Below are 13,873 nucleotides of genomic sequence, written 5' to 3' on the forward strand. Positions count from 1 at the left end.
GGTTCCGCGCGGCCCTTGCAAGCCATGCACTACCTGTGGGGGCCGGCGAAGCCTGCGATGGGCCGCATAGCGGCCCCTTACACCTTCTCGTCGAACGCCTGCCAGCCGCCGCCCAACGCCTTGTACAGCCCCACCAATGCCTGGGAGACGGCAGCCGAACTGTCGATCCACTGCTCCTCGCTGGCCAGCAGCGCACTCTGCACGGTCAGCACATTGAGAAAGTCCACTGCCCCTTCCACGTACTGGCGCTGGGCGGTCTCCAGCGCGACGCGGTTCTGCTTCACCGCCTCGGCCAGATGATCCCGGCGCAGTTGGCTGGCGTTGTACAGACGCAGCACATCGTCGATCTCATGCCACGCGCCCAGCACCACCTTGCGGTAGTTGAGCGCCGCCTCCTGCTGTTGCGCCTCGCGCAGTTCGAGCGTGCCCTTCAAGCGCCCGCCCTCGAAGATCGGCAATGACAATTGCGGGCCGAAGGCGAAGCGCCGGGCGTCCCACGCACCGAAATCTGACAGCTGCATGGCCTGGAAACCGACACTGCCAGACAGCCGAATACTCGGGTAGAAGTCGGCCTTGGCCACGCCGATGCTGGCGGTGGCCGCATGCAGTCGCGCCTCGGCCTGGCGGATGTCGGGGCGGCGTTCGGCGAGTTCCGACGGCAGGCCGATGGCAAAGCGCTGCTGCGGCGTCGGCAACTCGCCGGGCGCCAGCAACTCGCTTTGCAGGCTGCGCGGCGGTTCAGCGACGAGCAGGCTCAGGGCATTGATCAGATCGTCGCGCCGTGCCTCCAGCGTGGGCAGACGTGCCTCGATCGACGCCACCTGGGCGCTGGCCTGGGCCACGTCCAAGCGCGTGGCGACGCCCTCGGCCTGGCGATCCTCAGAGAGCTTGAGGCTATGCCGGGCGACCTTGAGGTTGTCCTGGGTGACCTCCAGGGTGTGTTGCACGGCGCGCAACTGGATGTAGTCACCGGCCGTCTCGGACAACAGCGCCAGAAGCACACCGCGTCGGTCGTTCTCGGCCACCGCCACCGAGGCATCGGCCGCCTCGACCTGACGACGCACCCGCCCCCAGAGGTCCAGTTCCCACCCTGCCACCAGGTCGCCCTGCCACAGGTTGAAGGCGGATTTGCCCGCCTTGCCGGATGGGTCGCTCAGGCCCTCGGCGCTATTGCGGGCGCGACTGTAGCCGGCATTCACGTCCACCGAGGGCACCTCGTCGGCCGCCACGGTGCTGCGCAGGGCGCGGCTTTGCAGCAGGCGCGCGCTGGCCATCTGCAGGTCCAGGTTACGTTCGGCAACGCGCTGGATCAGCGCGCTCAGGCGTGCATCGTGAAAGCTGTCCCACCAACGCAGTTCCAACGGCTCTGCGGTCGGCTGACTCGCCGCCGCCTCGCCTTGCACCTGGCTCCAGGCCTGAGGTGCCTGGCTGTCCGGGCGCTGGAAGTCCGGCCCAAGGGTGCAGCCGGCGAGCAGCACGGCCAACAGCAGAGGGCTTATGCGTGTTGCCGGTTTCATCGCGCGCTCACCTCTTTGCCGTCGAGGGGGTCACCGTGGGTGTCGATGGTCGCCACCACCGACATGCCCACACGCAAGCGCTCGAGCAGCGGCTGGCCATCGTCGAAGACGATCTTCACCGGAATCCGTTGCACGACCTTGGTGAAGTTGCCGGTGGCGTTGTCCGGTTTGACCGCGGCGAAGGTAACCCCGGTGGCCGGGGCGATGCTCTGCACATGGCCGTGCAGTGTCTCGCCGGAGAAGGTGTCGACGCTGATGCTCACCGACTGCCCCGGTTGTACATGAGTGAGCTGGGTTTCCTGAAAGTTGCCCACCACGTAGGCCTGCTGCAGCGGCACCACCGACAGCAGACGCGCCCCCGGATTGACGTAGGCGCCAATGCGCAGGGCGCGCTCGCCGACCATGCCGTCCACCGGCGCGGTGATGCGGGTGTAGGAGAGATCGAGCTGGGCTTTTTCAACGCCCGCCTCGGCGCGCTTGAGCTGGCCCTCGGCGCTGGCCACCTGGGCGGTGAGAATGTCCACCTGCTTGCGCGTGGCGACCAACGCCGCCTGGGCATTGGCCAGTCGTGCCCGGGCCTGGTCGACACGGCTGCGCGCCTGCTGGGCGTTCTGCACGGTGCCGGCGCCTTGCTCGGCCAGGCGGCTGTAACGGGTCACCTCGTGATCAGCGAAGGCCATTTCGGCCTGGGCTGCCCGCACGGCCGCTTCGGCCTGGGCGATCAACGATGCCTGGCGCTCCAACGTGGCGCGCGCATCGGCGCTTTGCGCCTTGGCCACCAGCAATTGCGCCTGGGCGGCGTCGAGGGCTGCGCGGTAGTCGCGGTCATCGATGGTCGCCAGCAACTGGCCGGCGCTCACCTGCTGGTTGTCCTCGACCAGCACCTCCTTGATGAAGCCAGGAACCTTGGGCGCGACCACAGTGTAGTCGGCGGTCACATAGGCATCGTTGGTGCTTTGCTGGTGGTCGCTGCCCAGCATCCAGGGGGTCACCAGCGCAGCGAGCACGGCCAGGCCGAGCACCGAGCCGATCACGAGGGTCTTGCGGTTGTTGGTCATTTCTACAGTCTCGAATTCATCCAGGACGTCATGCCACCGCGCGCGGTGGGTAGATCCGGGTAGGCACGAAAGGAATCAGGCAAATCAGGGCCACGGCGACGCCGGCCATGACCCAATACAGGTCGGCGGACGTCAGCACTTGGGCTTGCTCGTGGAGGCGCCGGGCCAGGCCTGCGGCCTGGTCATCGACCAGGGGCGCGTTGCCCAGGCTGTCCACCAGGTGGTTGGAATGAAAATGCCGGCGCACGGTGCCCAGAGCGTCCAGCAGGCCGGTGGCGATCACCGAGGACAGGCCCTTGACGGTGTTGAACCAGCTCGATGCAAAGGGGCCTTCCTGGGGCGTCATACCGTTGGTCGAGAGCATCAGCAACGGCAGTACCGACATCGGCTGGCCGAACACCTGCAGCAAGTAGAAGGGGTAGAAGTCGCCGCGGATCCACTGCGAGGTCAGCAGGCTGCTACCTACGCACGAGGCCGCCAGCATCCCCAGGCCCAGCGCCAGCACCCAGCGGCAGTCCACCGCGCGGATGTTGCACAGCGCCGCCGTGAGCGGCAGGGCGATCAATTGCGGCATGGCCACCAGCATCATCAACGGGCTTGTCTGCGCCGGGCGATAGCCCTGGATCTGCGCGAGATAGGCCGACGGGATGCTGCCCACACCCGACAGCACGATCAGCACGCCCGCCAGGGTCACCAAGGCAAAACTCAGGTTGCGCCGCGACAGCAAGCGCAACTGGAAGAACGGCAATGGCTCGGACCATTCGTTGTACATGAACAGCACCAGCAGCAGCACGCCAGCGCCGAGCAGCCAGCAGATCAGCGGTGAGTCGAACCAGCCCCAGCGATCGCCCAGGGACAGGCCCAGAACGATGCAACTGATAGCCGGCAGGCCGAGCACCATCCCACGCCAGTCGAACTGCTTGAAGCGTTCCAGGCGCAGTGGGTCCTGGGGCAGGCCCCAGCCCACGCAGAACATGGCCAGGCCCGAGGGCAGGATGATCTGCCAGAACGCCCACTGCCAGCCGACATACTCCGTCCACAGGCCCGCCAGAGGTGTGCCGAGGTTGGGACCGAACGTGGCGGTCAGGGCATAGCAGGCCAGGCCATAGATCTTGATGCCCGGAGGCAGAAAACGCAGCGCTACGGTCATCAGCATCGGCGGCAAGGCCCCCGAGGCAAGGCCCTGGACGATGCGCAGCAGCATCAGGCTGTGCAGGTTGGGAGCGAAGGGCTGGACCAGGCCCAACACGGCGAACAGCCCGATGGCATAGATCGTGAAGCGGCGCAGGGAGAAGGTGCCGGCCATCCAGGGCGCGAAGGCCATCGCCGAGACCGACGCGGCCGAATACACCGCCAGCAGCCAGGCGCCCTCGTCGGCGCCGATGCCCATGGCGCCGCGGATATCGGCCAGGGAAATCTTCGTCACTGCCTCGTTCAGACCCGCGCAGAGCACCGCCAGCAGCACGCCGAACAGCCCGACCACCACCCGCAGGCCAAACGCCGTCTGGACCGGTGCGGCCGGTGCAGGCGCAGCGGCGGGCACTGCGAGGGGCGTGGACAGGGAACTCATGGACAGACATCTCCAGCAACAATTTGAGGCAGGAGGAAAGTCTAAAAAGGTCGAATGCTGACGAAAACTGACTTATTGGCAGTTTTATGTTGCGTCTGGCGCAATCCATCCCCGCGCCCACCTGTCACCGCAGCCCCCTATGGGTTTACTCGCGAATCAGCCAACGCGTTGAATGGCACGGGCTTCGCCCGTGTTCGCGGGTGAACCCGCTCCCACAGGGGGGCTGCGTGGCACTCGGTACGCATAACGCGTTTTTGTGGGAGCGGGTTTACCCGCGAATCAGCCAACGCAGTGAATGGCACGGGCTGCGCCCGTGTTCGCGGGTGAACCCGCTCCCACAGGGGGGCTGCGTGCACACCCGGCTACGCATAACGCGTTTTTGTGGGAGCGGGTTTACCCGCGAATCAGCCAACGCAGTGAATGGCACGGGCTTCGCCCGTGTTCGCGGGTGAACCCGCTCCCACAGGGGGGCTGCGTGCACACCCGGCTACGCATAACGCGTTTTTGTGGGAGCGGGTTTACCCGCGAATCAGCCAACGCAGTGAATGGCACGGGCTGCGCCCGTGTTCGCGGGTGAACCCGCTCCCACAGGGGGGGCTGCGTGCACACCCGGCTACGCATAACGCGCTTTTGTGGGAGCGGGTTTACCCGCGAATCAGCCAATGCGGTGTATGGCACGGGCTTCGCCCGTGTTCGCGGGTGAACCCGCTCCCACAGGGGAGCTGCGTGGCACACCCGGCTACGCATAACGCGTTTTTGTGGGAGCGGGTTTACCCGCGAATCAGCCAACGCAGTGAATGGCACGGGCTGCGCCCGTGTTCGCGGGTGAACCCGCTCCCACAGGGGGGCTGCGTGCACACCCGGCTACGCATAACGCGCTTTTGTGGGAGCGGGTTTACCCGCGAATCAGCCAACGCAGTGAATGGCACGGGCTGCGCCCGTGTTCGCGGGTTCGGTGCTTCGGTTTCTCCGCGAGAGGCCCCGTCACGGGTCGACGCTGCAACAGGCCTTGAGCGTCTGGCGCAGCCAACGATGCGCCGGATCGTTCTGAAAGCGCGGGTGCCAGGCCTGCATGACGGTCACCTGTTCCAGCGGCAATGGGATCCGGAACGAGCGCAGCGGCAGGCCCAGTTTGTTCACGCTGTTGAGGATGTTGGCTGGCATCGGCAGGATCAGATCCGAATCAGGCAGCGAGAACATCGCTGAATGAAAACTCGGGGTGATCAGCGCCACACGCCGCTGAGCCTTGAAGTTGGCCAGTTCCACATCGATCGGCCCGTTGGCCCGGCCGCGTCGCGACACACTGATCTGCGGGTAGGCGGCAAAACACTCCGGGGTGATCTCGGCGTCGAAGATCGGATGGTCACGGCGCGCCAGGCCGATGTACTCGGTGTGAAACAGGCTCTGCACCTTGATCTCCGGCCCGAACTCCACGGTCGAGCTGATGATCAAGTCAGTGCGCCCGTCGCGCAGCACGCTGTCGTCGTCGCCACCCGGGCTCTCCGGCACGAACCTGAGCACCGTGCGTGGCGCTTGCTCGTGCATCATGCGCAACAGCTGGGCCCCATACAGGGCAATGAACAGGTCGTTGGTGCGGATGTTGAAAGCCCGCTCCAGGCTCGGCAGGTCCACATTGTCGCCACTGCGAAACACTTGCCCGGCCTGCTCCACCAGGGCCGACACCTGTTCGCGCAGGGCCAATGCCCGAGGGGTGGGCACCAAACCCCGGCCTGCGCGCACCAGGATCGGGTCGCCCAACGCATCGCGGATCCGCCCCAAGGTGCGGCTCATGGCCGCCGGACTCAGGTTCATGCGCTGCGCCGCGCCGACCACACTGCCCTCATCGAGCAGGGCATCGAGGGCGACGAGCAGGTTCATATCGGGCAATTGCATGGGCCGTTTTCCGTGACAGCTGTGGGAAATGACATCTTATCAGGCCGGATGATTGCGTCTGGCGCAATGTCGCCGTGCGTGGCGGGCCATTTATCCAGGTCGGGGGAACGATCGAAAATGGTGCGAACAGCTATCCGCGAAAAGCCGCCACCGAACCGAAGGAATACTCATGCCCCGCCCGGTCCTGATCGCCATCGACGCCTCCTCCGCCGCCAGCGCCCTGCTCGACCTCGCCCAGCGCTATTGCAGGCCCGACGAGCACGAGTTGCACGTGCTGCTGGCCATCGACTCGACCTTCGCCGTGCACGACCACCCGACGACCTACACCAAACAGGAGCAGCAGGAGTACCCGGCCGCCTGCGAAGAACAGCACCTGGCCGACCAGGCCGTGGCCAGGGCCGTGAGTGCATTGCGCGACGCCGGCTTCGGCAGCCACGGCTGCATGGTCGCCGCCGAACCGGTCGAGGCCATCGTCGGCAAGGCTCAGGCGCTGGACTGCGAACTGATCATCATGGGCCACCGCCACCTGTCGCGGCTGGGGCGACTGCTGGATCCGTCGATCAGCGCCAAGGTGATCGATCGGGTGCAGATTCCGGTGTTGGTGGGGGCGGCGGGATAAGCCCACTGGCTCGGGGCTGCTACAGACGCATTCGCGGGTGAACCCGCGAATGCGTCAGGAGCCTCAATGCCGAACTCGGATCAGCCCTCGCTCGGCTTGACCACCACCGTGCAGGTCGTCCCCGCCGCCAGCAAAAAGCCTTCCGGCACTTCATCGATGTGAATGCGCACCGGCACCCGCTGGGCCAGGCGCACCCAGTTGAACGTCGGGTTCACATCGGCGATCAGCTCGCGGCTCTGCGGGTTGTCGCGGTCGTAGATACCGCGGGCGATGCTCTCCACATGCCCCTTGATGCGCTCGCCGCTCATCATCTGCAGCTCGGCCTGGTCGCCCACCTTCACGTGGGGCAGCTTGGTCTCCTCGAAGAAGCCATACACCCAGAACGAATTTTCATCCACCACCGCCATCACCGCTTCGCCGGTGCGGGCGTAGTCGCCCTTGTGGATGTTCAGGTTGGTCACATAGCCATCGACCGTGGCGATGATCCGCGTGCGCTTGAGGTTGAGCTCGGCGGCCGCCAGCTGGGCCTGAGCCTGCTGATAGTCGGCCAGCGCAGAGCTTGCGATATTGCTGGCGTCGTCACGGTTTTCCTTGGAGATCACCAGGTTGTCCAGGTCGGCGCGGCGCTTGGCATTGACCTTGCGCATCTCCCAGGTGGCCTTGCGCGAGGCGACCAGGGCCCTGGCCTGGTCCACCGCCAGTTGGTAATGCTCGGGGTCGATCTGGATCAGCAGGTCGCCCTTCTTCACCCGCTGGTTGTCCTTGACCGGCACATCCACCACATAGCCCGGTACATCGGCGGCGACGTTGATGATGTCGGCGCGCACCCGGCCATCGCGGGTCCAGGGGGTGGTCATGTAGTGCAGCCACAACTGGCGACCGATCACCACGGCACCCGCCAGCACCAGCAAGGTAGCGATCAGGCTGAAGAACTTTTTCATCGAAGGATTCTCACCAGTAGACAGACAGCGCCATGGCGCCGAAGAGGCAGATGAACAAGCACAGGCGCAGCAGCGCCGGGTGCCAGAAGAAGCGGTAACCGTCATGGCTTGCGATGAAGCGGTCCAGGCCCCAGGCCAGGCCGGCGGCGAACAGGAACATCAAGGTCATGGTGGGCATGTACACGCCATGGAAGGCGATTTCACGAGGCATGGTGCAATCCTTTGGCCGGAGCCAGGGGCGACTTGGGGTCGAGCAGGGAGGTGCGGATGAAATGCAGGTAGCTCTGCACCCGGCGCAACACCGAGGTGTCGAAGTGCCGGGCGAAAGGTTCGTCAGTGGCCTGCACGCGGCTGATGGCGTGGTCAACCGCCACCAGCGCGCGTTCGTGGTTGCTGGCATTGGGCTGCAGGAACAACCTCGCCAAGGCCCGGCCCATCACCCGGATGGCCTGGCGCCAGGGCTGGCTTTCGGCATAGGCCGGGTGGATTGGCGCGCGCACCTGTTCTTTACGCAGCTCGATGATCGCGTGACCGATTTCCAACACCGTGAACATCCAACGCATCAGCTCGCTCTGCACCTGCGGCCTGCCGGCAGCCAGGCCGTAGGCTTGGTGCAGCAGGTCGCGGGTGCGGCTCTCGAAGGCCGAACCCAGCCCCCGTAGGCGACCGGTGATGGCGAACAGCACTTGCTCGCGCAGGTCCTGCTCCAGACGGCTCCACAGCCAGCGGCTGTTCGGCGGCAGGATGATGGCCCCGGCGGCGGCGCAGACCAGCATGCCGATGACCATGCCAATGTAATCGTTGATGAACACGTAGGGGTCGTACACGGTCAGGTTGTTCGGCACCGAACCGATGGCGAAGAACACCAGCAGGCCGATGCCGTAGCCGGCATAGGCCGGGCGCGAGGAAAGAAACGCGCCCAGCACGAACACCGGCGCCAACACCATGCACAGCAGCGGGAAGCCGTCGATCCAGGGGAAGACGAAGAAGGTCTCGAAGAAGCCGACGAAGGCCCCGATCATCGTGCCGCACGCCATCTGGAAGGACATGCGCTTGGGGTTCGGCGAGGCCGCCGACAAACCCACGGTGACCGTGGCGATCAGGGTCATCATGGCGCCGCTTGGCCAGTCGCTCAGCAGCCAGTAGCTGCCCAGCAGCAACAGCACCGCCGAAGCACGCACGCCAGCGGCCAGCGACACCAGCCAGCTGGTCTGGGCCACGTAGGGCTCGTCCCACTGTTCGCGCTCGTGCTTGTGGGCAGCGAGCGAGGCGTGGGTCTGGGCGTAGCTGTACATCTCGTCGACGAAGCGGTACAGCAGCTCGAAGGCCGTGTGGAAGTCGAGCAGGTCCGATTCGCTGGGGTCGGTCTTGAGGTAGTCGGCGCGCAGGCCACGCACCTGGGCTTGCAGGCCTTCCTTGTAGGCCGCCAGCTCCAGGGTCAGGCGTAGCGCATCGGCGTCGGTCAGCGCGCGGCCCACATAGGGATCGAGCAGCTCGGCAAGGGTCGCCAGGCCCGGTTCGATGGCCCCGACGATCTGCAGCGGACCGCGGGCGCGCAGGCGCTCCAGCAGGCTGTGCAGGGCATTGAAGCGGGTGGTGATGGCCATGAACTCGCTGTTCATGCGCACCAACCGGCCCGAGCGCCTGCGCATGTGCGGGTCTTCGAAGGCCGTGACGTTGCGCAGGCTCTCCAGGCCCACGGCCTCGGCGATGAAGCGCACGTTGCTGCTTTCATAGCGGTCCGGCTGGCTGTCGCCACGCAGGGCCTCGACCACCACCCCGGCGAACACCCCAAAGCGCTGGTACAGGGCGTTGCGCATGGCAGCGCTGGCCGACTGGGGCAGGATCGCCGCGCTGACCAGGGTCGAGACCAGGATCCCCAGGGAGATCTCCAGCACGCGCCACACCGCTGCCATGAAGGCCTGGTCGGGGTGTTGCAGCACCGGCAGACCGATCATCGCCGCGGTGTAGCCAGCCAGCACGAAGCCATAGGCCTGGAAGGTGCGGTAGCGCATAGCGCCGGCCGAGCACAGGCCGACCCACAGGGCCAGGCTGGGCAGGAACAGCTCGGTGTTCTGCGGAAAGACGGCGACCAACGCGACCATCATCGCCGAGCCCGCCAAGGTGCCGAGCACCCGGTAGAAGCTCTTGGCGAACACATGCCCGCTCTGTGGTTGCATGACGATGAACACCGTGATCATCGCCGTGCGCGGTTGCGGCAACTCCAGGCGCATGGCCAGCCACAAAGTGATGAACGCTGCAGCCAGGACCTTGAAGATGTAGACCCAGGTCACCCCGTCAGTCCGCGCCCAGGCAAAGAAGCCCCGGCGCCATTCCAGGCTTTGCAGCCAACGCAGGGGCAGGCTCGATGTGCTCATTCGGCGTGGCTCGGGGTGTCGAAGATGGCCAGCGTCGCAGGTGTCTTCGGCGCGGCCTGGCGTTGCTCGTCGGGTACGTCCTCACCGGCCTGCAACCCACCGCCAAGGGCGGTGACCAGCTCGGCATGGGCGCTCAGGCGTGCGGCCTGGACCTGCTGCTGGATCTGCTGCTGACGGAACAACAAGGTCTGGGCGTTGAGCACGTTCAGGTAATCGGTCAGCCCGCGCTGGAAAGCGACCATGGCGATGTCGTAGGTCTTCTGGGCGGCGGCCACGCTCTGGGCAGCGAAGTGCGCCTGCTCGTTCATCGACTCGCGGCGGATCAACTGGTCGGAGATGTTCTTCAGCGCGCCCACCACGGTCTGGTTGTAGCGCGCGACGGCCATGTCGTAGCCGGCGGAGGCCACGCCCAACTGCGAGCGCAGGCGCCCACCGTCGAAGATCGGCAGGCTGATGGCCGGGCCTACGTTGTAGTTGAACTTGCGCCCGGTCAGAAACTCCAGCGGGCCACCACCGGTGGCCATGAAGCCCAGGCTGCCGACCAGGTCGACGTTGGGGAAGAATCCCGCATGGGCCACATCGATGCCCCGGGCCTGGGCCGCCACCTGCCAGCGGCTGGCGACCACATCGGGACGCTGGCCGACCAGCTCGGCCGGCAGGTTCGATGGCAGCTTGAGCGGCGCACCGAGGGTCAGGGTGGGGCGCTGGATCTGCGCGCCCTCCCCCGGCCCCTTGCCAGCCAAGGCCGCCAACTGGTTGCGAGTCAGGGCGATTTCTTCGTTGAGGCTGTCGAGCTGACGGTGGGTCTCCGGCAGCGGGGCCTCGGCCTGGCTGACTTCGAAGTGCGTGCCAAGGCCGCTGTCGAGGCGGCGCTTGGCCAGGGCGAGGATCTGCTCTTGCTGCTCCAACTCGGCCTTGACGATATCGCGCTGGGCAAAATGCAGGCTCAGCTGGATATAGGTGCGCACCACGTTGTTCTGCAGCTCCAGCTGGGCTTGGCGGGCTTCGGCGACGCTCATGTGCGCCTGGTCCACGGCCTGCTCGCTGGCATTGCGCTCACGGCCCCAAAGGTCCAAGGCGTAGCTGAAACCGATGGCGGCGTTGTTGTCCCAGGTATTGGCACCGGACAGCGCGCCAGGGCCGTAGAACTGATCCTCCGGCCAGTTATGGCGCTTGAGAGTGGCCTGACCGTTGACCTGGAGCTTTTCCGCCGACTCGATCACACCCGCCATGGACTTGGCCTGGCGCACCCGCGCCGCGGCCATGGCCAAGGTCGGGCTGCCGCTCTGGGCCTGCTCGACCCAGCGATCGAGCTGCGGGTCGCCATAGGCACGCCACCACTGCTGCGCCGGCCAATGGGCGTCGGTGGCAGCTTCGCGAATCGCGTCGTCGGTGGTCAGGGTATTGGCTTGCAGCGTCTTGCTTTGCGGGGCAATGCCCCAGGTTCCGATACAGCCGCTCAAGGTGAGGCTAAGGGCACAGGCACTGAGCGCATTCAGCGCTCTGATGATGCGACGCGGCACAGCTGCGATTTCCCGAGGATGAGGTGAAGAGGCCGGGCAATTCTAGGGGGCGGTCGCACTGGCGATAAGCGTATATTCCTGCGAATCTTTGTTACCAAAACAGCGATAATCCGGCTTTAGTCTGAAGACCGTTTTGGTTACTTCATGTCACAATTTTGTCCTCTACCTTGAGAGTGACCCATGGACACCCTGCAAAACATGCGTGCTTTCAGTTGCGTGGCCCAGCTCGGCAGCTTCACTGCCGCCGCGGCGCAACTGGATACGACCACCGCGAACGTCTCGCGGGCGGTCTCCAACCTGGAAGCCCATCTGCAAACTCGGCTGCTCAATCGCACCACCCGGCGTATCGCCCTGACCGAGGCTGGCAAGCGTTACCTGATGCGCTGCGAGCAGATTCTGACCTTCGTCGAAGAAGCCGAGGCCGAGGCCAGCGATGCCCACGCCCGCCCGGCCGGGCAGTTGAAAGTGCATTCGATGACCGGTGTCGGCCAGCATTTCGTGGTCGATGCCATCAGCCGCTACCGCGAATCGCACCCGGACGTGACCTTCGACCTGACCATGGCCAACCGCGTGCCAGACCTGCTCGAAGAGGGTTATGACGTCTCCATCGTGCTGGCCAGCGAGCTGCCGGACTCCGGCTTCGTCTCCCAGCGCCTGGGCATCACCTACAGCATCGTCTGCGCCTCGCCCGAGTACGTGGCCAAGCACGGCACCGCGCACAAGCCGGCCGACCTGCTCAAGCATTCCTGCCTGCGCATGGTCAGCCCGGTGATCCCGCTGGAGAAGTGGCTGTTCGACGGCCCGGAAGGCCAGGAGATGGTCAACATCACCACCTCGCCGTTCCAGGTGAACTCGGCCGACGCCATGAAAACCGCGATCCGCAGCGGCATGGGCGTGGGCGTGCTGCCAATCTACTCGGCCATCGACGGCCTGCGCGACGGCAGCATCGTGCGGATCATGCCCGACTACCGGCTGCAGGAGCTGAACCTCTATGCGATCTACCCTTCGCGTCAGTACCTGGATGCGAAGATCAAGACCTGGGTGGAGTACCTGCGCAATTCGCTGCCGGAGATCCTCGCGGCGCATGAAGCAGACCTCAAGACCCACGAGTTGCTGATCGCCAACTGAAAAAGCTGCTGCATCGGGGCTAGGGACAATGGTAGGTTGCTATCCATTGGTTCTGTGATCCACAGCGTTCACCACAGTCCTTGTGGGAGCGGGTTTACCCGCGAATACGTCGGCCAATTCACTGCCGCATTCGCGGGTAAACCCGCTCCCACAGGACCTCACTAAATCCTGCCTTGCAGAGAAGCCCGATGAAAAAGACCGTCCTGGCCTTCAGCCGCATCACCCCGGCCATGGCCGAACGCCTGCAGCAAGACTTCAACGTGATCGTGCCCAACCCCAAGCTCGGTGACATCGCCGCCCAGTTCAACGAAGCCCTGCCTCAGGCCCACGGCCTGATCGGCGTCGGCCGCAAGCTCGGCCGGGCGCAGCTCGAAGGCGCGGGCAAGCTGGAGGTGGTGTCCAGTGTCTCGGTCGGTTACGACAACTATGACCTGGACTACTTCAACGAGCGCGGAATCGCCCTGACCAACACCCCCGACGTGCTGACCGAAAGCACCGCCGACCTGGCCTTCGCCTTGGTCATGGGCTGTGCCCGCCGGGTCGCCGAACTCGATGCCTGGACCAAGGCCGGCCAATGGCAGGCCACCGTCGGCCCGGCCCATTTCGGCAGTGACGTGCATGGCAAGACACTGGGCATCGTCGGCCTGGGCAACATCGGCGCCGCCATCGCCCGGCGCGGCCGCTTTGGCTTCAACATGCAGGTACTGTACAGCGGCAACAACCGCAAGCCGGCACTGGAACAGGAGCTCGGCGCCCAATACCGCAGCCTGGAGCAGTTGCTGGCCGAGGCCGATTTCGTGTGTTTGGTGGTGCCGTTGTCGGACGCCACGCGCAAGCTGATCGGTGCCCCTGAGCTCAAGCTGATGAAGCCCAGCGCCTTTTTGGTCAACGTTTCCCGTGGGCCGGTGGTGGACGAGGCGGCGCTGGTCGAGGCGCTGCAAAACGGCACCCTTCGCGGCGCCGGGCTGGACGTGTACGAGAAAGAGCCGCTGGCTGACTCACCGCTGTTCGCGCTGCCCAATGCCCTGACCCTGCCACACGTGGGCTCGGCCACCGCCGAAACCCGCGAGGCCATGGCCAACCGGGCGATCGACAACCTGCGCGCGGCGCTGCTGGGCGAGCGGCCTCGGGATCTGGTCAACCCGCAGGTCTGGAAGGGCTGAGTCGCCTATCAGGACGCCTTCGCGGGTAAACCCACGCAGGCTCGCCGTTGTTCTTGAAGCCGGCGCAGCACCTGTGCGCGGTA

Annotated in this window: 11 protein-coding genes; 3 read left to right on the top strand and 8 right to left on the bottom strand. The window is 65.6% G+C overall.

Features of this window, described 5'->3' with window-relative positions; all coding sequences use genetic code 11:
* Nucleotides 1-77: 77 nt before the first annotated feature.
* The 4 genes from IEC33019_RS13645 to IEC33019_RS13660 form a co-directional block, all read right to left on the bottom strand.
* Complete coding sequence (locus tag IEC33019_RS13645; RefSeq protein WP_070092290.1) at nucleotides 78-1,517, bottom strand: efflux transporter outer membrane subunit; 1,440 nt, start codon at nucleotides 1,515-1,517, stop codon at nucleotides 78-80.
* Entirely contained in the window at nucleotides 1,514-2,575 is a 1,062-nt protein-coding gene (locus IEC33019_RS13650; protein ID WP_070092289.1) for an HlyD family secretion protein, read from the bottom strand. Before IEC33019_RS13650 ends, IEC33019_RS13645 begins: the two co-directional genes overlap by 4 nt.
* 28 nt (nucleotides 2,576-2,603) lie before the next feature.
* A complete protein-coding gene (locus IEC33019_RS13655; RefSeq protein ID WP_070092288.1) occupies nucleotides 2,604-4,145 on the bottom strand; it encodes an MFS transporter in 1,542 nt (513 codons plus the stop codon).
* A 984-nt stretch (nucleotides 4,146-5,129) separates the two neighbouring features.
* On the bottom strand, nucleotides 5,130-6,038 hold the full coding sequence (locus tag IEC33019_RS13660; RefSeq protein WP_070093300.1) for a LysR family transcriptional regulator: 909 nt from the start codon (nucleotides 6,036-6,038) through the stop codon (nucleotides 5,130-5,132).
* A 169-nt stretch (nucleotides 6,039-6,207) separates the two neighbouring features.
* Here IEC33019_RS13660 and IEC33019_RS13665 point away from each other — a divergent pair, with 169 nt between their 5' ends.
* Complete coding sequence (locus IEC33019_RS13665; RefSeq protein ID WP_070093301.1) at nucleotides 6,208-6,657, top strand: universal stress protein; 450 nt, start codon at nucleotides 6,208-6,210, stop codon at nucleotides 6,655-6,657.
* A gap of 80 nt (nucleotides 6,658-6,737) precedes the next feature.
* Here IEC33019_RS13665 and IEC33019_RS13670 read toward each other — a convergent pair whose 3' ends face one another.
* The 4 genes from IEC33019_RS13670 to IEC33019_RS13685 are packed head-to-tail and all read right to left on the bottom strand — an operon-like array spanning nucleotide 6,738 to nucleotide 11,499.
* On the bottom strand, nucleotides 6,738-7,598 hold the full coding sequence (locus tag IEC33019_RS13670; protein WP_070093302.1) for an efflux RND transporter periplasmic adaptor subunit: 861 nt from the start codon (nucleotides 7,596-7,598) through the stop codon (nucleotides 6,738-6,740).
* Nucleotides 7,599-7,608: 10 nt separating this feature from the next.
* Nucleotides 7,609-7,809, bottom strand: a complete 201-nt coding sequence (locus IEC33019_RS13675) for a DUF1656 domain-containing protein (protein WP_043207396.1) — start codon at nucleotides 7,807-7,809, stop codon at nucleotides 7,609-7,611.
* Complete coding sequence (locus tag IEC33019_RS13680; RefSeq protein ID WP_070093303.1) at nucleotides 7,799-9,976, bottom strand: FUSC family protein; 2,178 nt, start codon at nucleotides 9,974-9,976, stop codon at nucleotides 7,799-7,801. Before IEC33019_RS13680 ends, IEC33019_RS13675 begins: the two co-directional genes overlap by 11 nt.
* A complete protein-coding gene (locus IEC33019_RS13685; protein ID WP_070093304.1) occupies nucleotides 9,973-11,499 on the bottom strand; it encodes an efflux transporter outer membrane subunit in 1,527 nt (508 codons plus the stop codon). Before IEC33019_RS13685 ends, IEC33019_RS13680 begins: the two co-directional genes overlap by 4 nt.
* 180 nt (nucleotides 11,500-11,679) lie before the next feature.
* On the opposite strand from IEC33019_RS13685, the gene IEC33019_RS13690 reads away from it, so the two are divergent.
* Both IEC33019_RS13690 and IEC33019_RS13695 read left to right on the top strand, forming a co-directional pair.
* A complete protein-coding gene (locus IEC33019_RS13690) occupies nucleotides 11,680-12,627 on the top strand; it encodes a LysR family transcriptional regulator (protein ID WP_070093305.1) in 948 nt (315 codons plus the stop codon).
* Nucleotides 12,628-12,815: 188 nt separating this feature from the next.
* Nucleotides 12,816-13,790, top strand: a complete 975-nt coding sequence (locus tag IEC33019_RS13695; protein ID WP_070093306.1) for a 2-hydroxyacid dehydrogenase — start codon at nucleotides 12,816-12,818, stop codon at nucleotides 13,788-13,790.
* Nucleotides 13,791-13,873: the final 83 nt, after the last annotated feature.

The organism is Pseudomonas putida (assembly GCF_002741075.1).
GTDB lineage: Bacteria > Pseudomonadota > Gammaproteobacteria > Pseudomonadales > Pseudomonadaceae > Aquipseudomonas > Aquipseudomonas putida_T.